Raw genomic sequence first — 22,541 nt, 5'->3', positions numbered from 1 at the left:
CGCGGCATCGAGGTGACCGTGATCGACCAGGCCCAGCCCGGCGCGGGCGCCAGCGGCGGCAATGGTGCGCAACTCAGCTACAGCTATGTGCAGCCCCTGGCCGACGCCAGCATCTGGCGCCAGTTGCCGCGGCTGTTGCTCTCGCCTCGCTCGCCGCTCAAGCTGCGCCCGCAGTGGGATACGCACCAGTGGCGCTGGGGCCTGGAGTTTCTGCGCGCCTGCAACCGAAACACGTCCGAGCGCAGCACGCAACGCCTGCTGGCGCTGGCCGCGCTGAGCCGCCACCGCTTTGAAGCCATGCTGCAGGCTGAGCAACTCCCGTGCGATTTTTCGCGCACCGGCAAGCTGGTGCTGTACGACACGCAGGCCGGCCTGGACGCAGCCCGCCGGCAGATGGCGCTGCAGCAGCCCTGGGGCAGCCCGCAGGAGGCCGTGTCCGCCCAGCGGTGTGTGGACATTGAGCCCGCCCTGGCGCACTACCAGCGCCACATCGTGGGTGCCATCTACACCCAGAGCGAATGCGCGGCCGATTGCCTGGCGGTGTGCCAGGGCCTGCAGAAGCTGCTGGCCGATCGCGGGGTGCGGTTTGTGCTGGGCGCGCGCGTGCAGGGCTTCGCGCACCACGCACGGCGCATTTCCGCCGTCAAGACCAGCGCGGGCGAGCTCGAGGCGCAGCAGTTCGTGCTGGCCCTGGGCAGCGCCAGCCACCAGGCGGCAAACACGCTGGGCTTTCGCCTGCCCGTCTATCCCCTCAAGGGCTACAGCATCACGCTCGACGTGGCCAAAGCCAGTGCCGCCGCACCCCGCGTCAACGTGACCGACGCAGCGCGCAAAGTGGTCTTTGCGCGCATCGGCCAGCGCCTGCGCGTGGCGGGCATGGCCGAGCTGGTGGGGCACGATGACCGCATTCCGCCAGCGCGCATCCACAGCCTGCGCGAGGCCACTGCCGCGCTGTTTCCGGGCTGCGGCGATGCCGGAGAACTGCAGCCCTGGACCGGCATGCGGCCGGCCACGCCCACAGGTGTGCCGCTGGTGGGAAGGCATCCACACGCCCCGGACAACCTGCTCCTGAACACCGGCCACGGCGCGCTGGGCTTCACGCTGGCCTTTGGCACGGCGGCGCAGGTGGCCGAGCAGGTGGCAACAGCGGCTTGACATGCAACGGACAGGCGACAGCCTCGATGTTGCCCCTGCATCGTTCAGCTTCAACCACCCCATCGGCTGAGCTTGTCAAAGCCTTTCGCCGCGCTTCGACAAGCTCAGCGTGAACGGCTTCAGATAAGTTGGAGCCGCTCGAATCAAAGCGCTATTCGGCCTCTCGCAGGCCCACCGATTCCAGCGTCTCGACCACCGCCTGGCGCATGCATTGGGTCATGGCACTGGCCAGCAACGAGCTGGGTCGGTTGACCGTGCGCAAAGACTGGATGGGGACGGCAATGCGCGGTGCCAGCGCCAGGACGTCCACCTTGCTGCGATCCGCCGATGCAGCCGTGCAGGCGTCGACCACCGCCACCGCGTGGCCGTGGTGCGCCAGGGCCAGCGCAGCGTGGTAGGTCTGCACCGTGAGCGCCGTCTGCAGGCCCACCCCGGCCTCCCGGCACGCATGGCTGACCACCGTGCCGATGGGGTCGCGCACATCGAGCCGCACCACCGGTGTGTCGGCCAGATCGGCCAGGTGCACTACACCCGCATTCACCAAGGCCGCCCCGAGCATGCCCTTGGGCGCCACACACACCATTCGGCCATCGGCCAGTTGCTCCTGCGTGAGCGCGGGGTGGGCAATGGAGCTGAAAACAAAGCCTACATCCGCCTCCTGCAGCACCAGGGCCGAAACGATCTGCGGCGAGTGCAGCGCATCGATGGTGACCTTCACGTCCGGGTGCTTCTGCCGAAAGAAGCGCAACGCGCGCGGCAGCACTTCATAGCTCAGCGCGAGCACACTCAGGATGTGCAGCTCCCCCTCGCGCTGGTCGCCCTTCAGGCTCTTGGCCAGGCGCTGCACATCGTCGAGCTGCGTGAAGAGGCGCTCGATGTGCGGATACAGGGTTTGGGCCTCGGTGGTGGGCACCAGCTTGCCCTTGAGCCGGTGAAACAGCGGAAAGCCCAGCTGCAGTTCCGCATGCGCCAGGATGCGGCTGACCGCCGGCTGGGTGACGTTGATGAGACGGGCCGCCGCACTCACGCTGCCGGTGAGCATGACGGCGTTGAAAACTTCAATGTGACGAAGACGCATGCTGCAACGATGCAAGGAATGGGCCGAATGCGCAATCGTTGCATGTACCCATTGCAAGCGGGCTGCAGCAACCACCATCCGTCGTTCGGATTACATCTGTCGAAGCCGAGGCACGCCCTGTGCACGAGCACTTCGGCAAGCTCAGCGCAAACACCTCCGGCACTACAACGCCATCGACGGCCGCTCCGCCATCGCCGCGCGCCAGCGCAGCAGGTGCGGGTGCTGCTCGCCCGGCTTGTGCTTGACCACCCGCGCAAAGTCCACCGCCACCACCGCCGTGATGTCCGCCACGCTGAAGCGGTCGGTAGCGATGAACTCGCGCCCGGCCAGGCGCTCGTTCAGCAGGAGGAAGAACTGCGCCACCCGCGCCAGCCCCCGCTCGGCCAGGGCCGGGATTTGCGGGTAGTCGACCGCGCCGGGCAGCGCGCGGTTGGCCATGGCGGGCGAGCTGTTGCGCAACGCCTCTGCAATGGCGAGCAGGCCTTCGAACTCCACACGCCAGTTCCAGCTCGCGATCTCGGCTTTTTCAGCGGGCGTTGCGCCCAGCAGGGGTGGATCGGGCCAGCGTGCCTCCACATACGCGGTGATGGCCGCGTTGTCGGCCAAGAGCAGACCATCGTCGGTGCGCAGCGCAGGCACCGTGCACTGGGGGTTGATGCGGCGGTAGGCCTCGCCCAGCTGCTCGCCGCTTTTCAGGTCCACCTGCACGGTGTCGTGGGCCACACCCTTCTCGGCGAGCAGGATGCGCGCGCGGCGCGGGCTGGGCGCCGTGGCGCAGTCGTACAAGGTGATCATGGTGGCGCCTTTGCAAAACACTCAGCGGGCGGGTGACGACGATGCGCTGGCAGCCGCGGCCGCCTCCATCTTGTCCTGCGTCTTGGTATCAAAGTCGCTGGCGTCATGCCGCTCGCGCAACTGGCTCGCGGGGTCGCCATTGACGCGGTTCACCTTGCGCCCGCGCTGCACCGCCGGCCGCTTGGCCACCTGCTCGGCCCAGCGCAGCAAGTGCGTGTACTCATGCACTTGCAAGAACTCACCCGCGTTGTAGGCCTGGCCTTTCACCATCAGCCCATACCAGGGCCAGATGGCGATGTCCGCCACCGTGTACTCGCTGCCCGCCACATACTCGTTCTCGGCCAGGCGCTGGTTCAGCACATCGAGCTGGCGCTTGGTCTCCATGGCATAGCGATCGATCGCGTACTCGATCTTCACCGGCGCATAGGCGTAGAAGTGCCCGAACCCGCCCCCGACAAACGGCGCACTGCCCATCTGCCAGAACAGCCACGACAGGCACTCCGCCCTCGCCGCGCCCTCCTTGGGCAAAAAGGCGCTGCCGAACTTCTCGGCCAGATACAACAGAATGGCGCCCGATTCGAACACCCGCACCGGGTGGGCGGGGTCGGTACGGTCCAGCAGCGCGGGGATCTTGGAGTTGGGATTCACCGCCACAAACCCGCTGCCGAACTGCTCGCCTTCGTTGATGCGGATCAGCCAGGCGTCGTACTCCGCCCCGCTGTGGCCCAGCGCCAGCAGCTCTTCCAGCATCACTGTCACTTTCACGCCGTTGGGCGTGCCCAGCGAATACAGCTGCAGCGGGTGCTTGCCTACGGGCAATTCCTTGTCGTGCGTTGCCCCGGCAATGGGGCGGTTGATGCTGGCGAACTGGCCGCCGTTTTCCTTGTTCCATTGCCAGATGGCGGGCGGGGTGTAGGGGGTGGTTTCGGGCATGCGAAGAACTCCTGGGCAATGGGGAGGGGGATGGCTGCGCGGCCAGACGGCCGACTTTCGCCGGAGTTTATCGACGCTTCGGGACGGCTGCTGGCCTCCCCGCACATGACCCTGGTTAAGGGGTGCAGCGAGACACCCCCGCAGACAAGAAAGCGTGCCCCAACCGGCCACATGCCACTGATGCGCGGCGGTGGCTTTGCGCCGGCCTATCGCTGGGCCAGGAACAACCTCTCCACCAAAGGATGCAAGACCTTCTTGCGGGCCCCAATCGCAAAAAATTGCTCTGCGACCCCGTCACAGGGACCTACCCGCCGCACCCCATACCGGTCTTTGAGGTCATCGTGCACCAGACCCGCCATCGGGAACACGCCCATGCCTGCTGCGCCAAAAGTCTTGAGCAGGGCACTGTCCTCAAATTCACCCACCACGTGGGGCTTGATTCCCCGCCGCTCGAACCACTGGTCCAGCCTGGTGCGCACGGCAGCGTGGGTGGTGGGCAGGAGCACTGGGACGTTGGCCAATGAATGCGGGAAGCCTCGCCGGGCTGCTGCGTACAAGGGTGCGGGCGCATACCACCCCAATGCCGAGGTACCCAGGGAATGGCTATAGATCTTGAGGTTGGGATTGGGGGGCGCAGCACGGTCCGCCAGCACGACGTCGATGCGATGCAGCGCCAGATCGCCCAGCAGATCCTCGAACTCATCGACCAGGCACAACAGGCGCAGGTTCGGCTCTTGCATGACCGGTTGCATCAGCTTTTTGACGGCCAGCTTGGGCAACTGGTCGGAGATCCCGACGACAAGGCGCACCGCCGATGAGCCCACGGCATCGCGCAGTGCCGCTGGCAGCTGTTCGCCGAGTTGGAAGATCTGCTCGGCCTGGCGCATGGCGGCAAACCCCGCCTCCGTCAAAGCCACGCCACGTCCTGCGGGCTTGAGAAGGGCATAGCCCAGTGCGCGCTCCAGCTCGCGCACCTGGGTACTCACCGTTTGCACGGCAATACCAAGCCGCTCGGCAGCGCGCGCCATGCCGCCTTCCTTGGCCACGACCCAGAAGTAGTAGAGATGGCGGTAGCTGAAGTCTGGACCCATTGTCAGATTTTTCAGAACTTTCGCTTCTCCATTATCTGCTTCCATAAAACCGCCACAACCCTATCGTGGAGTCTCTTTCAAGGCCCTGGGGCATGTGGCAACCCACCGGCTGCCGGGTGCGCGAACACGAAGGCATCCGGGATGCCCTGCGGCAGCAGAGGTTCCGCTGCGGCCATGGGTTGCAGCGTCCACGATCCACGCGAAGGAGACAGCCATGTTGAGAGTTCTTGTTCCCACCGACGGCTCCGCCAACTCGCACCACGGCATCCGCCACGTGATCAGCGAGTACCGCAAGAACCGGGACCTGGAGGTCCATGTGCTGAACGTACAGGCACCGTTCTCCAAACACATTTGCGACTTCTCCAGCAAGAGTGATCGGGCGGAGCTCCATCAGGAGCAGGCTGCGTTGGCGCTCGCGCCCGCGCGGCAGGCGCTTGACGACGCCGGTGTGCCCTATTCCGTCCACGTTGAAGTGGGCGACAAGGCCGACTGCATTGCCGACATGGCGCGCCGGCTTCAGTGCGACTGCATCGTGATGAGCACGGGGCGCAAGAGCTCATTGGTCCGCATGGTCGAGCAATCGGTCACCAACCAGGTGATTGAGCGAACCACCGTGCCGGTGGAGGTGATAGCTGGAGAGCCTGCATCGAAGCTGGAGCGGTTTGGCATCCCTGCGGGTGTGGGTGCAGGCATTCTCGTGCTCTGGATGGCCGCCAGCTGAAGTGATGCCGCTGCACTCCGACTGCGCTCGCGGGGGACCGGACCATGACCCACTTCGACTCCTTGGCGACCGGACCCATGTGGGCGGGGTTCATCCTGTTCGTGCTGGTCATGCTGGCCCTGGACCTGTTCGTTCTTGGCGGCAACAAGGCCCACCGCGTTTCGGTCAAGGAGGCTGCAAGCTGGGCCACGGTATGGGTGACGCTTGCCACCGCGTTCGGCGCCCTGATGTGGTGGTATCTGGACGGCACGGCCGGCCGCGAGATCGCCAACCGCAAGGCGCTGGAGTTCTTCACGGGGTACCTCATCGAACAGACGCTGTCAGTCGACAACATGTTCGTCTTCGTGATGATCTTCACCTACTTCGCCGTGCCTGCGGAGTTGCAGCGGCGGGTGCTGCTGTATGGCGTGCTGGGCGCCATCGCCATGCGTGCAGCCATGATCCTGGGCGGCGTGTGGCTGGTGTCCGAATTCACCTGGGTGCTGTACCTGTTTGGGCTGTTCCTTGTGGTCACCGGCATCAAGATGCTGGTCATGGCCGACCAGAAGCCTGACCTGGACCGCAACCCGCTGCTGCAATGGCTGCGCAGCCACATGCGCATCACGCCGGGCTTTCACGGGCAGGCGTTTTTTGTGCGCATTGATGGCATGCGCTACGCGACACCCATGTTCCTGGTGCTCATGATGATCGAAGCCAGCGACCTGGTGTTTGCCGTGGACAGCATCCCGGCGATCTTTGCCGTGACCACCGACCCGTTCATTGTGTTCACGTCCAACATCTTTGCAGTCATGGGTTTGAGAGCGCTGTACTTTTTGCTGGCCGACATGGCGCAGCGGTTTCACCTGCTCAAGTACGGGTTGGCCCTGGTGCTGATCTACATCGGCGCAAAGATGCTGGCCATGCCGTGGTTCCACATGCCCGTTCAGTGGTCGCTGTTGATCGTAGGTTCCATCATCGCGGTCTCCGTGTTTCTCAGTCTGAGGCTCTCGGCCCACCACAAAATCCCGGGGAGAGCCGTATGAGCCACGAAGACACCTCGCGGGCCCCGCCGACGCCTCACCAAGATCGCCGCGACAGCATGGGCCGGCGGGTCGCCGTGTCCTGGCACGGCGCTGGTGCGGTAGTGAGCGCACCCGGGTCTCGCTGGCTGGTTGCCGTGGATGGTTCTGACTGCTCGCTCCAGGCGGTAGCCATGCTGGCACGCCTGCTGGCGCCAGCGGCCGGAGCAGGGGTCGACGTGGTGCACGTGCAGTCTTGGCTGAGCAAGGAAGCGGCAGAAACCGAGCTGGAGCGGCGCGGCTGGTCAGCCCTGACGCAAGCCCGCCTGTTGCTGGATGCGGCCGCCTTGCCATGGCGCCTGCATGCCGTGATGGGAGACGCCGCCACAGAGATCACCGGCCTGGCCGATGCCCTGGACAGCCGCGGCATCGCCATCGGCTCGCACGGGCGCACGGCCGCAGAGTCGGTGCTGCTGGGCTCCGTGGCGCAGCAGGTGATTCACCGGGCCCGCAGGCCCGTGCTGGTGGTGCGCTGAGCCTGCCGCAACCACGCGGCCCTGGCAACAACTCATCAAAAATGATAGCTGCTAGCGCTTTATGGATAAGCGCTAGAGGCCAAAAACATCAGAATTCCAGCCACGGCTACTGCCGTAGCTCAGTGCGCTTTGTCCCAGTTGGGCCCCACCCCCACCTCGGCCAGCAGCGGCACCTTCAGCGCCGCCACTTCGGCCATCAAGCGCGGGATGTGGCTCTTGAGCCAGTCCACCTCGCCCTCGGGCAGCTCGAACACCAGTTCATCGTGCACCTGCAGCACCATCTTGATGTCGGGCTTGTGCGCATCCAGTTCCTTTTGCACGGCCACCATGGCCATCTTGATGAGGTCGGCTGCCGTGCCCTGCATGGGCGCATTGATGGCCGCACGTTCGGCGCCCGCACGGCGCGGGCCGTTGGGCGAGTTGATCTCGGGCAGATAGAGGCGCCGGCCGAACACGGTTTCCACATAGCCCATGGACTTGGCGGAGGCCTTGGTTTCATCCATGTACTGCTTCACGCCCGGGTAGCGCTGGAAGTAGCGGTCGATGTAGGCGGCTGCGGCCTTGGTTTCAATGCCCAGGTTCTTGGCCAGCCCAAAGCTGCTCATGCCGTAGATGAGGCCGAAGTTGATGACCTTGGCGTAGCGGCGCTGCTCGCTCGTCACCTGGTCCACTTCCACGCCAAACACTTCGGCGGCGGTGGCGCGGTGCACGTCCAGGCCCGCATGGAAGGCGTGCAGCAGCGAGTGGTCGCCGCTCAGGTGGGCCATGATGCGCAGCTCGATCTGGGAGTAGTCGGCGCTGGCGATCACGCAGCCGGGCGGCGCGATGAATGCCTCGCGCACGCGGCGGCCTTCGGGCGTGCGGATGGGGATGTTCTGCAGGTTGGGGTCGTTGCTGGACAGGCGGCCGGTGACAGCCACGGCCTGCGCGTAGTGGGTGTGCACGCGGCCGGTGCGCGGCAGGGCCAGCTGGGCCAGTTTGTCGGTGTAGGTGCCCTTGAGCTTGCACAGGCTGCGGTGCTCCAGCAGCTTGGCGGGCAGGGGGTAGTCCTCGGCCAGCTTTTCCAGCACCTCCTCGTCGGTGCTGCGCGCGCCGGTAGCGGTCTTCTTCACGACCGGCATGCCCAGCTTGTCGAAGAAGATTTCGCCCAGCTGCTTGGGGCTGCTCAGGTTGAAGGGCTGGCCTGCAATTTCGTAAGCCTCGGTTTCCAGCTGCAGGATGCGCTGGCCCAGTTCGTGGCTCTGGTTGGCCAGCGTGGCAGCGTCGATGAGCACGCCATTGCGCTCGATGCGGTAAAGCACCTCGCTGCTGGCGATCTCCAGGTCGTAGATGAAGCGCAGTTTGTCGTCGGCCTGCAGCAGGGGCCACAGGGCCTGGTGCACGTCCAGGGTCTGGTCGGAGTCTTCGCACGAGTAGGCGGCGGCCTTGTCCACGGGCACCTGGGCAAAGGGGATCTGGTGCGCACCCTTGCCGCACAAGTCTTCGTAGCTGATGCCCTTGCGCCCGGTGTGGCGCTCGGCCAGGCTGGCCAGGCCGTGGGGCTTGTGCACTTCGAGCACGTAGCTTTGCAGCATGGTGTCGTGCGCATAGCCCTGCACTTCGATGCCGTGGTTGGCGAACACATGGCGGTCGTATTTGATGTGCTGGCCCAGCTTGGCATGTTTGGGGTCTTCCAGCCAGGGCTTGAGGCGGGCCAGCACCTCATCCAGCGGCAGCTGCGCAGGCGCGTCGGGGCCCACATGGGCCAGCGGGATGTACGCCGCCTCGCCGGGCTGCACGCTGAAGGAGATGCCCACGATCTGCGCACGCACTTCGTCGAGCGAGTCGGTCTCGGTGTCCAGCGCCACGAGCGGGGCCTTGAGCAGGCGCTCCAGCCAATGGTCGAAGTCGGCCCAATTGAGGATGGTGTCGTAGACCACGGTGCGGTGCTGCGCTTCCTGGGCCACGTTGCTGGCGGAGTGGTCGGCAAAGAGGTCGCCGCTCTGGCCGGGCATGGCCACGGTGGGGGTGGGCGCTGTGGCAGATGCATCGCCACCACCCAGTGCGCGGGCCAGACCCTTGAAGCCGTACTTTTCGTAAAAGGCCCGCAGCCCGTCGGCCTGCGGTTCGCCGATGGCCACGGCGTCCAGCGCGGGCAGGCCCAGCACATGCTCCACCAGGTCGCAGTCGGTCTTGATGGTGACAAGCTGCCGGCCCGTGGGTAGCCAGCCCAGCGCGTTGCGCAGGTTCTCGCCGGCCACGCCCTTGATCTCGTGCGCGCGGGCCATCAGCGCGTCGAGCGATCCGTATTCCATCAGCCACTTGGCGGCCGTCTTGGGGCCCACCTTGGGCACGCCGGGCACGTTGTCCACGGCGTCGCCCACCAGGGTCTGGTAGTCCACCATCAGGCTCGGGGGCACGCCAAACTCGGCCGTCACGCCGGCGATGTCGCGGCGCTTGCCGTTCATGGTGTCGATGATGGTGATGTGCTCGTCCACCAGCTGGCTCAGGTCCTTGTCGCCGCTGGAGACGATCACCTCGATCCCCTGCTGCGCGGCAGTGACGGCCAGGGTGCCGATCACGTCATCGGCCTCCACGCCCGGGATGGCCAGTACGGTCCAGCCCAGCAGGCGCACGACCTCGTGGATGGGGTCGATCTGCGTACGCAGGTCGTCGGGCATGGGCGCGCGCTGCGCCTTGTATTCGGGGTAGATCTCGTCGCGGAAGGTGGAGCCCGGGGCGTCGAAGATGCAGGCGGCGTAGTCAGCCTGCACTTCTTTGCGCAGCGCCTGCATCATGTTGATCATGCCGCGGATGGCACCGGTGGCGGGGCTGGTGGGGTCGCCCGGCACGGCCCGCAAGTCGGGCATGGCGTGGTAGGCACGGTAGAGGTAGCTGGAGCCATCCACCAGTACCAGGGTCTTTTTGTTGCTCATCCGGCGATTGTGCACACTCGTGCGGCGGGGCGGGACAGCCATTGCAGGAGCCCGCCGAAGGGCCGGGTTCTCCTGGAGGGCATGCGTGGGCGCGGAGGCGGTCACGCCAAAAACCCCCTGCAAAGCGACGCGGCCAGGCCCCGCCGCGCGCCCCAGGCAGCCCGGACACCGCACGGCGCCACGCAGGCACGCCAATGACAGGCCCGCCTACAATGGCGCTATGCGCGCTGTTCAACTCCTTTTGCTGCTGGGCCTCACCACCACTCCGCTGTGGGCACAAACCACGCCTTCAAACGCCCCTGCGGGCAATACCGACCAGCGCGGGCAGCTACAAGATCCAGAGCAACTCTCGGGCCGCAACAACCAGCGCACCGAACGCATCCGCGTCGAGGACGACGGCAGCCGCGTGGATGAGCTGCGGGTGGGCGGCCAGACGCAGATCATCTCGGTGCAGCCCAAGACCGGCAACCTGCCCGGCTACGAGGTGCAATCTCCCGATGGTGCGCGCAGCCGCGCCGGCAGCCGCAACGGCGCCGAGACCAACACGGCGCCACGCGTGTGGAACGTGATGAAGTTCTAGGCTTCTTCGCCAGCACCTCGCAACTCTTCGCCGCCTTTTCTGCGTTACCGCCCGCTGCGGCACCGGCACGTTGGCTTGAGCGGTCTGCCGAACTCCCCCTTTTCCCTTCTTAATTTCGACACCCCGAGCGATGGCCGTCTTTACCGAAGTCTCCAACGATGAGGCGCGCGAACTACTGCGCCGTTTGCAACTGGGTGAGCTGGTAGCCCTGCGCGGCATCGAAGGCGGCATCGAGAACACCAACTACTTCCTGACCAGCGACCAGGGCGAATTCGTGCTGACGCTGTTCGAGCGGCTCACGGCCGAGCAGTTGCCGTTTTACCTGCACCTGATGAAGCACCTGGCGCACGGCGGCATCCCCGTGCCCGACCCGCGCGCCGACCAGAACGGCGACATCCTCCACACTGTATGCGGCAAGCCCGCCGCCGTGGTGAACAAGCTGCGCGGCAAGAGCCAGCTGGCGCCGGGCGGCGTGCACTGCGCGGCCGTGGGCACCATGCTGGCGCGCATGCACCTGGCCGGCCGTGGCTTCGACCGCCAGCAGCCCAACCTGCGCGGCCTGCCCTGGTGGAACGAGACCGTGCCAGTCGTGCTGCCGCACATTGGCCCGGAGCAGTCCGCGCTGCTGCGCGCCGAGCTCGCCTACCAGAATCATGTGGCCGCCAGCGCGGCCTACGCGGCCCTGCCCCGCGGCCCGGTGCACGCCGACCTGTTCCGCGACAACGTCATGTTCGACGGAGAGGAACTCACCGGCTTCTTCGACTTTTACTTCGCGGGCGTGGACACCTGGCTGTTCGACCTGGCCGTGTGCCTGAACGACTGGTGCATCGACCTCCCCACGGGGGCGCACGATGCCGACCGCGCGGCCCGCATGCTGGACGCCTACCAGGCCGTGCGCCCGCTCACCGCCGCCGAGCGCGAGCTGCTGCCCGCCATGCTGCGCGCCGGGGCTTTGCGGTTCTGGATCTCGCGCCTGTGGGATTTCTATCTGCCGCGCGAGGCGTCCATGCTCAAGCCGCACGACCCCACGCACTTCGAGCGCGTGCTGCGCCACCGCGTGGCACACCCCGTGAGCGCCTGAGCCACCCAGGCTGCGTTCAGGAGCGCTTGAGTCCGGGCCGCTGCAGCTGCTATCGCAAAACGCCCCGCCATGGGCACTGCTTGCTGGCGCTAGAGCGCGCCGAATCCTTGCGCGGTGGCTGGATTGGCCCGCTGCGGTAAATTCCACGCTGTTGCCCTGCCAGCGGCAGCCTTCCGCCTGCCATCCGTGCGCAGGCGTGGCCTCTCCTCTCACCATTCTTTTGCGCACCGTCCATGAAACTCCACATCGTCCCCGCCTCCACCGGCATGGCCTGGGTCAAGCTCGGCATCCGGACGTTCTGGCGGCAGCCCATGGCACTGGCGGCGCTCTTCTTCATGACCATGGCCGCGATGTCGCTGGCCAGCCTCATTCCGCTGATTGGCCCGGCCGTCGCGCTCATGCTGCTGCCCTCGGCCACCCTGGCGATGATGGTGGCCGCGGCCCAGGCATCGCAGGGGCGTTTTCCCACGCCCGCGGTCTTGCTGGTGGCGTTTCGCACCGGACAGCAGCGGCTGCGCGACATGCTGGTGCTGGGCGCCCTTTATGCGGTCGGCTTTCTGGCGGTGATGGGCCTCTCGGCCCTGCTGGACGGGGGGCAGTTCGCCAGCGTGTACCTGGGCGGTGCCACCCTGACCAAGGAGGTAGCCGAAGACCCGGCCTTCCAGCGCGCGATGTGGTTGGCCATGGTCCTTTACCTGCCGCTGTCGCTGCTGTTCTGGCATGCGCCCGGGCTGGTGCACTGGCATGCGGTCCCACCCGTCAAGGCCCTGTTCTTCAGCATCGTGGCCTGTGTGCGCAATTTCGGCGCCTTCTTGGTGTATGGCCTGGGCTGGCTGGGCGTGTTCCTGCTGGGCGGGCTGGTGGTGGCGCTGGTGTCCGCGCTGCTGGCCTCGGCGGGGCTGGCCAGCGCGGCGGCTGGCGGCATCATGGTGGGCGCGGCGCTGATGATGGCCGCCATGTTCTTCACGTCCGTGGTGTACACCTTCCGCGATTGTTTTGAGCCTCCGTCGGCCCCCGCCCCGGCGCCCGGGGAGACGCCGCCACCGGGCAACCCGCCCGCCGAACCCCACTGAACAAGAGGGAACGAAAAAGCCCGCAGACCCTGGGGCCTGCGGGCTTTGCGGGCGGGCTTGCTGATCAGCTGCCGATCACGCCACCGTCGTTCTTGGTGATGACGATGGTCGCCGAGCGCGGGCGCTTGCCAGCGCCGTAGCCTGCGTTGGCGGGCCACTGGCTCTGGTACTTGGCGGCATCGCCCACGTTGGCCATGGCCGTGGCTTCACCGGGATGCTGGATGTTCACGAAGATGGTCTTGCCGTCGGGCGTTTCGGCCACGCCGGTGATTTCGCTGCCCTTGGGGCCGACCAGGAAGCGCTTGAGCGTGCTTTCGGTGGCGGCCTTGCCCACGGGCGTGACGATGTCCAGCTTGCTGCCGTCGGTCTTGGTGTAGCTCAGCGTCTTCTTGGCACCATCGCCCACCTGGCCAGGCACGGCGGCCAGCATCATGCAGTTGGTCACGTCGGTGTAGGCGCCGTCGTCGGTCTGGATCCAGCAGATGCCGGTGGCCTTGCTGAAGGCCAGTCCATCGGGGCTGGAGAAGTCCTGGTCGGCCGTGAGCGATGAGATGTTGACCATCGCCTTGTCGGCACCGGCTTCAGCGCCGAACAGGTACACGTCCCAGGTGAAGCTGCTGCCGGAAGCACCTTCCTTCATGCGCACCAGATGGCCGTTGGGGTTGCCGTTCTGCGCCGAGGTGCCCTTCATGTCCGTATAGGCACGGGGGTTGGCCGCATCGGGCAGGTACTGGCCGCTGCCGGGGTTGACGCTGCGGGCGCTGTTGTTGGTCAGTGTGAAGTAGATCTCGCCATTGGCGGGGTTCACGGCGTTCCACTCGGGGCGGTCCATCTTGGTGGCGCCCACGGCGTCGGCCGCGAGGCGGGTGTTGATGGCGATGTCGGCCGCGTCAGCGAACTTGTAGTTGGCATAACCGCTGATGGCGGCGTTGGACAGCGACAGTTCGATCCAGCTGCCGGTGCCGTCGTTGTTGAACTTGGCCACGTAGAGCTTGCCGTTGTTCAGGTACTTGTCGCCCACGGCCATGCGGTCGGCGGCATTGGCGTCGGCCGCGCTCCACAGCGCGGTGGAGACGAACTTGTAGATGTACTCGCCGCGCGAATCGTCACCCATGTACACCGACAGCGGCTTGCCGGCCTCGACCTTGCCGAAGGCCGCACTTTCGTGCGCGAAGCGGCCCAGGGCCGTGCGCTTCCTGGCCATGCGGCTCTTGTCGTAGGCGTCGATTTCGACGATGTAGCCCATGCCGTTCATCTCGTTGCGGTAGTCGTCGCTGCCGTCGGCCGAGGTACCGGTCTTGCTGTTGTTCCAGCGCTGGTACTTGTCGTCGGCACCGCCGGTTTCCCAGCCGTGGCGCGACGCAGCGCCCTGGCTGCGGCCATAGCGCTTGAGGGCCGTCACGCTCTTGTCATTGCCACGGGCCGCGTCGTCCGCAGCGCCACGCGTGAAGTAGCCAAACCAGTTCTCTTCGCCAGTCAGGAAGGTGCCCCACGGCGTCTTGCCGGTGCCGCAGTTGTTGAGCGTGCCGCGGGTCATCGTGCCGGTGGGCGAATATTTGGTGATGAGCTGGGCGCTGCCCCGGGCGGGGCCGGCGATCTCGATCGGGCTGAGCGAGGTCAGACGGAAGTTCAGCGCCGAACCCGGCACATAGGCCCACTTGCCGCCAGACTTGGCCACTTCGATGACGGCGATGCCGTGGACATCGGTTTCCTTGTCCACTTCGGCGGCCGGGCGGGGCAGCGTCGAGGTGCCGCCGTTGGCGTGCAGGAAGAACGAAGAAAGCTTCTCGTCCGTGGTGGCTTCGTGGTTGATGGCCAGCAGGCCGCGCTCGGTGGCGTTGTCGTTGCGCTTGCCATCGGCGCCCAGGCCAAACCATTCCATGCCGTCGTGGTGGTCGCCAGCACGCTTGTCAAAGTCGGTGTCGGTGCCATCGTTCTTGTAGGCGCGCACACCTGCAGCGAGCGGATCGCCCAGCGCGAACAGCACGCTCGCGGTGTAGCCGGCGGGCACTGCCACGGCATCGGCCAGGCTCTTGGCCACGGCGCCGAAGCCCAGCAGCTTGGAGCCTGCGGGCGGCTCGGCCGGGGCCGGGTCGTCGCTGCCGCCGCAGGCCGTCACGCCAAAGCCGGCGAGCAGGCCGGTGCCCACGGTGCCAACGCCGCCGCGCAGCAACCCCCGGCGAGACAGGCGGGCACCCAGCACCGACTCGAAGGTGGGGTTGGGGGAATGGTTGGAGTTCTCGTTGTTGAAGTCGATCGCCTGCTCGGGCGTGTCCACGCGGTGGTTCATGGGGTTCCTCGGGGGTTGTTGGTTACAGAACCAGGGGAGCGTAGGAACGCCGGGTGACACCTCCATGAAGCTTTTGCGGCGCTTTGATGACAGGGCTCCGTTGAGCCCTCCCCAACGGATGCACAAATACGAATCACTTTCATTTGTATAATCTACAACCCACCCGCGCCCACCCAGCCACGGCCTCGCACGCCCTGCATTGCAGGCCGGGCGCAGGTGCTTTTCAGCCAGTGCGGCGACCCACCGTTCACCCGCCGCAGCGTGGCTGCAGGCCAGCAGCTGTTGCTGCAGTGGCCCGCGCCGCTCGGCTCCGGAGACCTCGCATGAACCGCCCTGCCCTCACCCCATCCATCCTGCTGTCCGCCCTCTCGCTGTGCCTGGGCTGCACCCAAGCCGCAGCCCAGAGCGGCAGCGCGGCCATCCCGGCACCGGCGGTGGCGCACGCCCAGGCCGCAGCAGTCACCTCCAGCGCGGTCGCGGCCCATTACGCCCAGCTGGTGCACGCCAACTACAGCGATGCGCTGTCCGCTGCACAGGCGCTGCGCGCCGCGATCCAGGCGTTCACCGCCCAGCCTTCGCCCGAAACGCTGGCTGCTGCGCGCACGGCGTGGCTCGGGGCGCGCGAGTTCTACGGCCAGACCGAGGCCTTCCGCTTCTACGGTGGGCCGATCGACAACGACAACGGTCCCGAAGGCCGCATCAACGCGTGGCCAATGGACGAGTCGTTTGTGGACAGCGTGCAGAGCAAGGCGGGCGCAGGCCTGGTGAACAACCGCAAGTTCGCCATCACCAAGAAGAACCTGGCGGCCCAGAACGAGCGCGGCGGCGAGGAGAACATTGCCACTGGCTGGCATGCCATCGAGTTCTTCCTGTGGGGCCAGGACCTGTCCGAGACCGGGCCGGGCAATCGCAGCTTTGAAGACTTTGTCGATGGCAAGGCACCCAACGCTGACCGTCGCCGCCAGTACCTGAACGTGGTCACCGACCTGCTGATGGACGACCTCGGCTCATTGGTGAAGGCCTGGTCACCAGATGCGAAGAACAACTACCGCGCCAAGTTCGTGCGCGGCGGTAACGAGTCGATCCGCAAGATGCTGGTGGGCCTGGGTTCGCTTTCGCGCGGCGAGCTCGCCGGCGAACGCCTGGAGGTGGCTTTGAACAGCCAGGACCAGGAAGACGAGCACTCGTGCTTCTCCGACAACACGCACCGTGACGCCGTGACCAACGCGCTGGGCATTCAGAACGTATGGCTGGGCCAGTACAAGCGTGCCGATGGCTCGGTGCTGCAAGGCCCTTCGCTGCGCGACCTGGTGGCCGCCAAGGATGCAGCGCTGGCCGAAAAGGCTACCAAACAGATCGCTGCGTCGGTGGCCGCGGCCGAAGGCATCCAGGCGCCGTTCGACCGCGAGATCATCGGCGGCAAGGACGCCCCAGGCCGCCAGCGTGTCCAGAAGACCATCGACAGCCTCACACAGCAAAGCAAGGACCTCGTGGCCGCAGCCAACGCGATCGGCATCACCAAGCTCACTCTGGTGCAACCTTGACGACCGCACGCACCCTGCGCCTGGCAGCGGCCGGCACCGCCATGGTTGCCCTGGGCGGCTTCGGCCTCCAGGCGCTGATGGCCGCGCCACCACCCGATCCGCTCGGCGAGAAGACCGGCGGCGACACCACCGTGTTCGCCACGGGCCGCAATGCCTTCTCGTTCCCGGCCGCCAATCTCACGGACGAGGAACGCACGCGGTTCGCGATTGGCAACTCGTTCTTTCGCCGCAACTGGGTGGAGGCGCCTGCGTCCACCAAGGTACGCGACGGCCTCGGCCCGCACTTCATCGCGCGCTCGTGCGGCGGCTGCCACGTGCAGGACGGCCGGGGGGAGCCGCCCGCCATCTTCAACCGGCTGGGGGCCACGCAGGATCCGACGGTGGCGCTGCTCATCCGGCTGTCGATTCCGGGCGCGGGAGCGCACGGCGGGCCCGTGCACGAGCCCACCTATGGCGACCAGTTCAACAACGCCGCCATCCAGGGCGTCAAGCCCGAGGGCCGCGTGACCCTGCGCTACGAGACCATCCGCGGCAAGTTCGCCGACGGCACGCCCTTCGCGCTGCATAAGCCGGTGTACGGTTTTGCCGACCTGGGCTACGGCCCCATGCATCCCGATGTGATGGTGAGCCCGCGCATCGCGCCGCAGATCATTGGCGTGGGCCTGCTCGAAGCCATTGCCGAGGCCGACATCCGCGCCAACGCGGCCGACCAGGCCGCCACCCCCGGCCCCATCAAAGGCGTGCCCAACCAGGTGTGGGACGGCCCTGCCGGCCGCATGATGGTCGGGCGCTTCGGCTGGAAGGCCAACGTGGCCACCATTGCGCACCAGACGGGCGGCGCGTTCCTGGGCGACATGGGCATCACATCGCGGCACTTCGCGCAGGAGGCCTGCACTCCCGTGCAGAAGGACTGCCTGGCCGCGCCCAGTGGCAAAAGCGCCGGAGCCCACGGCCAGCCCGAGGTGGAGATCGACGACAAGACGCTGGCCGACGTGATCTTCTACCAGGCCACGCTGGCACCGCCCGCGCGCCGCAACGTGAACGACGCGCAGGTGCTGCGCGGCCAGGCACTGTTTGCCCAGGCCCAGTGCGCCACCTGCCACCGGCCCAGCTACGTGACGCAGGGCGGCCCTTTCCCCGAGCTGACCAGCAAGGCCGTGAATGGCCAGCGCATCTGGCCCTACACCGACCTGCTGCTGCACGACATGGGCGAGCGCCTGGCCGACGGCCGCCCCGACTTTGGCGCCAACGGCCGACAGTGGAAGACGCCGCCGCTGTGGGGCACGGGCCTGATCAAGGACGTGAACGGCCACACCCGCCTGCTGCACGACGGCCGCGCGCGCGGGGTGCTCGAAGCCATCCTGTGGCATGGCGGCGAGGCCGAAGCGGCCCGGGACCAGGTGCTCCAGATGAAGAAGGCCGACCGCGATGCGCTGGTGAAATTCGTGGAGTCTTTATGAAGAAGAACGCTTCCTTGCGCATTCTGAGCACCGGCCTCGCAGCGGCCGCCCTGGCCGCTGCGGTGCTGCCAGCGACCGGGCAAGCGCAGGGCGCCCCCTCCGCCCCGAGCTGGCAGCGCAACGCCGTGCCCTTCTACGACACCGTGCACGCCCTGCAAGGTATCTACCGCCACTGGGCCCTGCCTCGGGCACAGAATTTTGACCGCCACGCCCGCGCTCTGGCGCCTGCCGTGGCCACGCTGTGCCAGGCCCCCGCGGCCGAGGGCAAATCGGCGCTGGACGCCACGCGCAGCGCCTGGCAGGCCACGGCCCGCGCATGGGAGCAGTTGTCCGCCGTGTCCGTGGGTCCCGTTATCGCCCGCCGCAGCCAGCGCGCCATCGACTTCACGCCCACCCGCCCGGCGCTGATCGAGAAAGCCATCGTCGCCCAGCCCCAGGGCGCCAAGGCATTCGAGCGCATCGGAACCCCCGCCAAGGGCCTGCCCGCGCTGGAATGGCTGCTGTGGACACGCCCTGCCCAACCCGGCAGCACCGCTTGCAGCTACGCGCACGAAGTGGCCCAAGATGTGGCGCGTGAATCCGCCGCGCTCGCCAAAGCCTACGCCGACGCGGCGACCACCGACTGGGGCGCCGAAGGCGAGCAGGAGCAGTCCACCCAGGCCATCAGCGAGTTTGTGAACCAGTGGGTGGGCGGCATCGAACGCCTGCGCTGGGCGCAGATGGACAAGCCGCTGCGCGCGGCCGGATCGGGATCTGGCGCACGCACGCCGGATTACCCCCGTACCGCCAGTGGCAGTACGCTGCCCGCCTGGGCCGCCACCTGGGGCGGGCTGCGCAGCCTGACCACCCTGCCCGCCAACGCGGAGATCCCCGCCGCTGGCGAGGCGCTGGTGCCGCTGGAGATGTACCTGCGCGGCAAGGGCCTGAACCCGCTGGCCGACAAGCTGCGCCAGGCCACCGACAAGGTGGACGCATCGATGGCGCAGGTGCAGAAGTCCGGCCTGCAGAACAAGGCCGCCATCCAGCAGACCGCGCGGGACCTGGCCGCGCTCAAGTTCCTGGCCGAGTCCGAGGTGGCGCCTGCACTGCAGGTGAGCATCGGCTTCTCGGATGCGGATGGCGACTGAACCTGGCAGCCCCCCCGAGGCGCTGCGCGCCTTCCACCCTGCCCCGGGCATACCGCTGGGCCAACGTCGGCGCGCGCTGCTCGCCTTGGCAGGCTGGGGCGCCTGGGCGCTCACCCCCCGCCCTGCGTGGGCCCACAACCCGGGCAGCAGTGTGCAACTGGCCGCGGCCTGGGAGCTCCAAGGCAGCTTCCACATCGGCTTGCTATCCACAACGGAAGGCGCTGGGCAGGCGCTGCAGGTCCACGACGCGCTGGGAGTGCCGACGCGCGCCCACGGCTTGTGCGTGCTGCCAGGCGGCGCCGTGTTGGCCACAGCCCGCCGCCCCGGCGACTGGCTGGTGCGCTGGCAGCCCGGCCAGGGCACCGAGCCGCAATGGTTGTGGCAGGACGGTGCGCGCAGCTTCAACGGCCACGTGCTGCCCAGCCCCGATGGCCGCCAGATCTACACCACCGAAACCGACGCCGACACCGGCGCCAGCTGGGTGGCTGTGCGCGATGCGCGCACGCTGGAAAAAACGGCCGAGTGGCCCACCCACGGCATCGACGCGCACGAACTGGTCTGGGACATGCGCAACACCGCCAGCGGCGCACCCACCCTTCTCGTCGCCAACGGCGGCGTGCCCACCGCGCCCGAGACCGGCCGCGCCAAGCGCGCGCTGCACACCATGGACTCGTCCCTCGTGCGCCTGGACGCGCGCACCGGCCGCCAGCTCGGCCAATGGCGCCTGGAGGCCGACCCGCGCCTCAGCCTGCGCCACCTGGCCTGGAGCCCCGATGCCCACACGCTGGGCATTGCGCTGCAGGCCGAGCATGACGACCATGCGCTGAAAAACGCCGCCCCCGTGCTCGCGCTGTTTGACGGCAACATGCTGCGCACCGTGGCTGCACCCGAGCCCGTGGCCCCCCGCCTGCAAGGTTACGGCGGCAGCATGGCCGCCACACCCACCGGCTGGGCCGTGAGCTGCCCCCGCGCGCATGGAATCGCCCTGTTTTCCTTGCAGGGCACATGGCAAGGCCTGGTGCTGCTGCCCGAGGCCTGCCCCCTGGCCGTGCACGGCAGCGTGCTGTGGGCCGGCGGCCTGGCGGGCAGCCTGCAGAACGCGCAGGCGCCAGCGCCGCTCATGCACCCGCACGGCGCCGGCCTGCAGGGCGCGCGGCTCGACAACCACTGGGTGACGGCGGCGCCGTGGCAGGGCTGAGGAAATTCGAGCAAAAACAGGTTCCAGCGCTGAAAGCTATATAAAAAATAGCATCTCTCTCAACCCTGCCGCGCAAAGCGGCCGGGCGGAACGCCCACATGCCGGCTGAACGCCGTGCTGAAGGTGCTGGCCGAGCTGTAGCCCACGCGTTCTGCCACATCGGCCACGCCCAGCCGTCCCGCGCTGAGCAACTGCTTGGCCAGGGCCATGCGCCAGGCCAGCAGGTATTCCATCGGCGGCAGGCCCACGGCGCGCGAAAACCGCTCGAAGAAGGTCGAGCGCGACAGCGCCGCCTCGCGCGCCAGCGCCTGCACTGTCCACGCCCGCTCCGGGGCGCTGTGCATCAGCCGCAGTCCCACGGCCACGCGCGCATCGGCCAGCCCGCGCAGCAGGCCGGGCGGGGCGCCCTCGTGTTGGCCCGAGCGCAATGCTTCGATCAGCAGCAGCTCCACCAATCGCTCCAGCACCAGGTCGCGCCCCGGCAGCGCGGCCAGGCACTCTTGCCGCACCAGCTGCACCAGCGTGAGCAGGCGCTCACTGCCGCGCACGTGCAGCAGTGCGGGCAGCAGCGACACCAGCAGCGCCGCATCGGCCGATTCGAATGCGAAGTAGCCGCCCAGCATGCGCATGTCCGGCGGGCCCTCGGGCGTGCCGTGGCGCAGCCCATGCTCCCCTTCGGGCACCGGCGGCAGGTCGTGCGGGTCGCGCAGCAGCGGCGTGGTGGCCCCCGGCTGCAGGGCCGACAACGTGAACCCCGGCGTAGCCGGCAGCAGCACAAAGTCGCCTGCCTGGAGCGTGACTGCCTCCTGCCCCGCCACCGCCAGCAGGCACTGCCCTTCCAGCATGGCGCAGAAGCTGGGCTGGCCGAATTCGGTGTAGCGCACAGCCCAGGCGCCCGCGCCGCTGATCACCTTGGAGAACACCGCACGCGGCCGCAACAGCGTGATCACCTGGGCCAATGGGTCGGTCAAGACAAGACTCCTGCGAATTAAATGTGGACTATTTATTGTAGATAGTTCGGCTTTGGCCCGGTATCGTTGTCCCCACGGATTTCCCGTGCAACCCCCTTCTTCTTTCGATCCCCAGGAGCTCGACCCATGAAAACCATCCTCATCACCGGCTGCTCATCCGGCTACGGCCTGGCCACTGCGCTGCATTTCCACGCCCAGGGCTGGAACGTCATCGCAACCATGCGCACGCCGCGCACCGGCGTGCTGCCCGCTTCCCCGCGCCTGCGCTTGCTGCCGCTGGACGTGACCCAGCCCACCAGCATTGCCCAGGCCCTGCGGGATGCCGGACCCATCGACGTGCTGGTAAACAACGCGGGCCTGGGCCTGTTCGGTGCCTTCGAGGCCACGCCCATGGCCACCGTGCGCGAGATCTTCGAGACCAACACCTTCGGCACCCTGGCCATGACGCACGCCGTGCTGCCGCAGATGCGCCAGCGCGGCGCGGGCCTGGTGGTCAACGTGACCTCCAGTGCCACGCTGGCACCCATGCCCCTGGTGGCGGCCTACACCGCCAGCAAGACGGCTGTCGAGGGGTTCACCGCCTCACTGGCGCTGGAATTGCAAGCCTTTGGCGTGCGCGTGAAACTGGTCCAGCCCGGCTATGCCCCCACCACCCAATTCACCGCCAACGGCGCTGAGCGCATGCAAGGGCTGATCCCCGAGGCTTACGCCGCCTACGCGCAGTCGGTTTTCGCCGCACTGGGGCAGACGCGGGCAGTCACCACCGCACAGGATGTGGCCGAGACGGTGTGGACGGCAGTGAACGATTCGTCGCAGCGGTTGCGCTACGCGGCAGGGGCGGATGCGGTGGCGCTGGCGGAGGCGGTGTGCGGAGAAGGCTGTCTCAGCGAGCCACGCAAGCAACTATCAAAACCATAGCATCTCGCGCTTATCCAGCGGGCGCCAGCAGCGATTTTTTTCTACCACTCAAAGCGCCCCTGGCTCTCAACGCCCGG

19 protein-coding genes are annotated in these 22,541 nt (G+C 67.3%); 12 read left to right on the top strand and 7 right to left on the bottom strand.

Annotated features, from left to right (window positions below; translation table 11 throughout):
* Positions 1 to 1,155 (top strand): D-amino acid dehydrogenase (locus MRY84_RS10310; protein ID WP_291505639.1); only part of this gene is annotated, 1,155 nt, incomplete at its 5' end.
* Positions 1,156 to 1,306: 151 nt separating this feature from the next.
* On the opposite strand, the gene MRY84_RS10305 is transcribed toward MRY84_RS10310, so the two are convergent.
* The 4 genes from MRY84_RS10305 to MRY84_RS10290 all read right to left on the bottom strand — a co-directional run bounded on the left by MRY84_RS10305 (position 1,307) and on the right by MRY84_RS10290 (position 5,052).
* Positions 1,307 to 2,233: a LysR substrate-binding domain-containing protein gene (locus MRY84_RS10305; protein ID WP_291505638.1), complete on the bottom strand. Its 927-nt coding sequence runs from the start codon at positions 2,231 to 2,233 to the stop codon at positions 1,307 to 1,309.
* Between the two features lie 162 nt (positions 2,234 to 2,395).
* Positions 2,396 to 3,028 carry a glutathione S-transferase gene (locus MRY84_RS10300; protein ID WP_291505637.1) on the bottom strand — a complete coding sequence of 211 codons (633 nt, stop codon included), beginning with the start codon at positions 3,026 to 3,028 and terminating at the stop codon, positions 2,396 to 2,398.
* A gap of 21 nt (positions 3,029 to 3,049) precedes the next feature.
* On the bottom strand, positions 3,050 to 3,961 hold the full coding sequence (gene yghU / locus MRY84_RS10295) for a glutathione-dependent disulfide-bond oxidoreductase (protein ID WP_291505636.1): 912 nt from the start codon (positions 3,959 to 3,961) through the stop codon (positions 3,050 to 3,052).
* A gap of 206 nt (positions 3,962 to 4,167) precedes the next feature.
* Complete coding sequence (locus MRY84_RS10290) at positions 4,168 to 5,052, bottom strand: LysR family transcriptional regulator (RefSeq protein ID WP_291505635.1); 885 nt, start codon at positions 5,050 to 5,052, stop codon at positions 4,168 to 4,170.
* Positions 5,053 to 5,266: 214 nt separating this feature from the next.
* On the opposite strand from MRY84_RS10290, the gene MRY84_RS10285 reads away from it, so the two are divergent.
* The 3 genes from MRY84_RS10285 to MRY84_RS10275 are packed head-to-tail and all read left to right on the top strand — an operon-like array spanning position 5,267 to position 7,307.
* Complete coding sequence (locus tag MRY84_RS10285) at positions 5,267 to 5,773, top strand: universal stress protein (protein ID WP_291505634.1); 507 nt, start codon at positions 5,267 to 5,269, stop codon at positions 5,771 to 5,773.
* Positions 5,774 to 5,817: 44 nt separating this feature from the next.
* Complete coding sequence (locus MRY84_RS10280) at positions 5,818 to 6,795, top strand: TerC family protein (RefSeq protein WP_291505633.1); 978 nt, start codon at positions 5,818 to 5,820, stop codon at positions 6,793 to 6,795.
* Positions 6,792 to 7,307, top strand: a complete 516-nt coding sequence (locus MRY84_RS10275; protein WP_363317523.1) for a universal stress protein — start codon at positions 6,792 to 6,794, stop codon at positions 7,305 to 7,307. The genes MRY84_RS10280 and MRY84_RS10275 overlap by 4 nt, the downstream gene beginning before the upstream one ends.
* Before the next feature lie 119 nt (positions 7,308 to 7,426).
* Here the strand turns inward: MRY84_RS10275 and polA are convergent, their stop codons facing one another.
* Positions 7,427 to 10,222 carry a DNA polymerase I gene (gene polA, locus MRY84_RS10270; RefSeq protein ID WP_291505632.1) on the bottom strand — a complete coding sequence of 932 codons (2,796 nt, stop codon included), beginning with the start codon at positions 10,220 to 10,222 and terminating at the stop codon, positions 7,427 to 7,429.
* Positions 10,223 to 10,442: 220 nt separating this feature from the next.
* On the opposite strand from polA, the gene MRY84_RS10265 reads away from it, so the two are divergent.
* From MRY84_RS10265 to MRY84_RS10255, 3 genes are all read left to right on the top strand, one after another.
* On the top strand, positions 10,443 to 10,802 hold the full coding sequence (locus MRY84_RS10265; RefSeq protein WP_291505631.1) for a hypothetical protein: 360 nt from the start codon (positions 10,443 to 10,445) through the stop codon (positions 10,800 to 10,802).
* 130 nt (positions 10,803 to 10,932) lie between these two features.
* Positions 10,933 to 11,883, top strand: coding sequence for a homoserine kinase (locus MRY84_RS10260; RefSeq protein WP_291505630.1), 951 nt, complete (start codon positions 10,933 to 10,935; stop codon positions 11,881 to 11,883).
* Between the two features lie 233 nt (positions 11,884 to 12,116).
* On the top strand, positions 12,117 to 12,956 hold the full coding sequence (locus MRY84_RS10255) for a BPSS1780 family membrane protein (protein ID WP_291505629.1): 840 nt from the start codon (positions 12,117 to 12,119) through the stop codon (positions 12,954 to 12,956).
* A 64-nt stretch (positions 12,957 to 13,020) separates the two neighbouring features.
* Here MRY84_RS10255 and MRY84_RS10250 read toward each other — a convergent pair whose 3' ends face one another.
* Positions 13,021 to 15,246 (bottom strand): PhoX family phosphatase, encoded by a 2,226-nt coding sequence (locus MRY84_RS10250; RefSeq protein WP_291505628.1) that lies wholly within the window; start codon positions 15,244 to 15,246, stop codon positions 13,021 to 13,023.
* Positions 15,247 to 15,569: 323 nt separating this feature from the next.
* On the opposite strand from MRY84_RS10250, the gene MRY84_RS10245 reads away from it, so the two are divergent.
* The 4 genes from MRY84_RS10245 to MRY84_RS10230 are packed head-to-tail and all read left to right on the top strand — an operon-like array spanning position 15,570 to position 20,575.
* Positions 15,570 to 16,790 (top strand): imelysin family protein, encoded by a 1,221-nt coding sequence (locus MRY84_RS10245; protein WP_291505627.1) that lies wholly within the window; start codon positions 15,570 to 15,572, stop codon positions 16,788 to 16,790.
* 41 nt (positions 16,791 to 16,831) lie between these two features.
* On the top strand, positions 16,832 to 18,250 hold the full coding sequence (locus tag MRY84_RS10240) for a di-heme oxidoredictase family protein (protein WP_291505640.1): 1,419 nt from the start codon (positions 16,832 to 16,834) through the stop codon (positions 18,248 to 18,250).
* Positions 18,247 to 19,377, top strand: coding sequence for an imelysin family protein (locus MRY84_RS10235; RefSeq protein ID WP_291505626.1), 1,131 nt, complete (start codon positions 18,247 to 18,249; stop codon positions 19,375 to 19,377). The genes MRY84_RS10240 and MRY84_RS10235 overlap by 4 nt, the downstream gene beginning before the upstream one ends.
* On the top strand, positions 19,367 to 20,575 hold the full coding sequence (locus MRY84_RS10230; RefSeq protein ID WP_291505625.1) for a DUF1513 domain-containing protein: 1,209 nt from the start codon (positions 19,367 to 19,369) through the stop codon (positions 20,573 to 20,575). Before MRY84_RS10235 ends, MRY84_RS10230 begins: the two co-directional genes overlap by 11 nt.
* Before the next feature lie 59 nt (positions 20,576 to 20,634).
* Here the strand turns inward: MRY84_RS10230 and MRY84_RS10225 are convergent, their stop codons facing one another.
* A complete protein-coding gene (locus MRY84_RS10225) occupies positions 20,635 to 21,546 on the bottom strand; it encodes an AraC family transcriptional regulator (RefSeq protein ID WP_291505624.1) in 912 nt (303 codons plus the stop codon).
* A 126-nt stretch (positions 21,547 to 21,672) separates the two neighbouring features.
* Here MRY84_RS10225 and MRY84_RS10220 point away from each other — a divergent pair, with 126 nt between their 5' ends.
* Positions 21,673 to 22,464: an SDR family oxidoreductase gene (locus tag MRY84_RS10220; RefSeq protein ID WP_291505623.1), complete on the top strand. Its 792-nt coding sequence runs from the start codon at positions 21,673 to 21,675 to the stop codon at positions 22,462 to 22,464.
* Positions 22,465 to 22,541 lie beyond the last annotated feature (77 nt).

Source organism: Acidovorax sp., from assembly GCF_022763525.1.
GTDB lineage: Bacteria > Pseudomonadota > Gammaproteobacteria > Burkholderiales > Burkholderiaceae_C > Acidovorax.
The sequence above is the reverse complement of the archived record's forward strand: the minus strand, read 5'-3'. Positions and strand labels throughout refer to the sequence as shown.

What these genes read in the sequence shown, in the direction of transcription:
- MRY84_RS10305 (WP_291505638.1), bottom strand. Translation starts at nt 2,233, where the DNA reads ATGCGTCTTCGTCACATTGAAGTTTTCAACGCCGTCATGCTCACCGGC.
- MRY84_RS10280 (WP_291505633.1), top strand. Translation starts at nt 5,818, where the DNA reads ATGACCCACTTCGACTCCTTGGCGACCGGACCCATGTGGGCGGGGTTC.
- MRY84_RS10235 (WP_291505626.1), top strand. Translation starts at nt 18,247, where the DNA reads ATGAAGAAGAACGCTTCCTTGCGCATTCTGAGCACCGGCCTCGCAGCG.
- MRY84_RS10255 (WP_291505629.1), top strand. Translation starts at nt 12,117, where the DNA reads ATGAAACTCCACATCGTCCCCGCCTCCACCGGCATGGCCTGGGTCAAG.
- MRY84_RS10300 (WP_291505637.1), bottom strand. Translation starts at nt 3,028, where the DNA reads ATGATCACCTTGTACGACTGCGCCACGGCGCCCAGCCCGCGCCGCGCG.
- MRY84_RS10275 (WP_363317523.1), top strand. Translation starts at nt 6,792, where the DNA reads ATGAGCCACGAAGACACCTCGCGGGCCCCGCCGACGCCTCACCAAGAT.
- yghU (WP_291505636.1), bottom strand. Translation starts at nt 3,961, where the DNA reads ATGCCCGAAACCACCCCCTACACCCCGCCCGCCATCTGGCAATGGAAC.
- MRY84_RS10285 (WP_291505634.1), top strand. Translation starts at nt 5,267, where the DNA reads ATGTTGAGAGTTCTTGTTCCCACCGACGGCTCCGCCAACTCGCACCAC.
- MRY84_RS10220 (WP_291505623.1), top strand. Translation starts at nt 21,673, where the DNA reads ATGAAAACCATCCTCATCACCGGCTGCTCATCCGGCTACGGCCTGGCC.
- polA (WP_291505632.1), bottom strand. Translation starts at nt 10,222, where the DNA reads ATGAGCAACAAAAAGACCCTGGTACTGGTGGATGGCTCCAGCTACCTC.
- MRY84_RS10290 (WP_291505635.1), bottom strand. Translation starts at nt 5,052, where the DNA reads ATGGGTCCAGACTTCAGCTACCGCCATCTCTACTACTTCTGGGTCGTG.
- MRY84_RS10260 (WP_291505630.1), top strand. Translation starts at nt 10,933, where the DNA reads ATGGCCGTCTTTACCGAAGTCTCCAACGATGAGGCGCGCGAACTACTG.
- MRY84_RS10245 (WP_291505627.1), top strand. Translation starts at nt 15,570, where the DNA reads ATGAACCGCCCTGCCCTCACCCCATCCATCCTGCTGTCCGCCCTCTCG.
- MRY84_RS10250 (WP_291505628.1), bottom strand. Translation starts at nt 15,246, where the DNA reads ATGAACCACCGCGTGGACACGCCCGAGCAGGCGATCGACTTCAACAAC.
- MRY84_RS10230 (WP_291505625.1), top strand. Translation starts at nt 19,367, where the DNA reads ATGGCGACTGAACCTGGCAGCCCCCCCGAGGCGCTGCGCGCCTTCCAC.
- MRY84_RS10240 (WP_291505640.1), top strand. Translation starts at nt 16,832, where the DNA reads ATGGTTGCCCTGGGCGGCTTCGGCCTCCAGGCGCTGATGGCCGCGCCA.
- MRY84_RS10265 (WP_291505631.1), top strand. Translation starts at nt 10,443, where the DNA reads ATGCGCGCTGTTCAACTCCTTTTGCTGCTGGGCCTCACCACCACTCCG.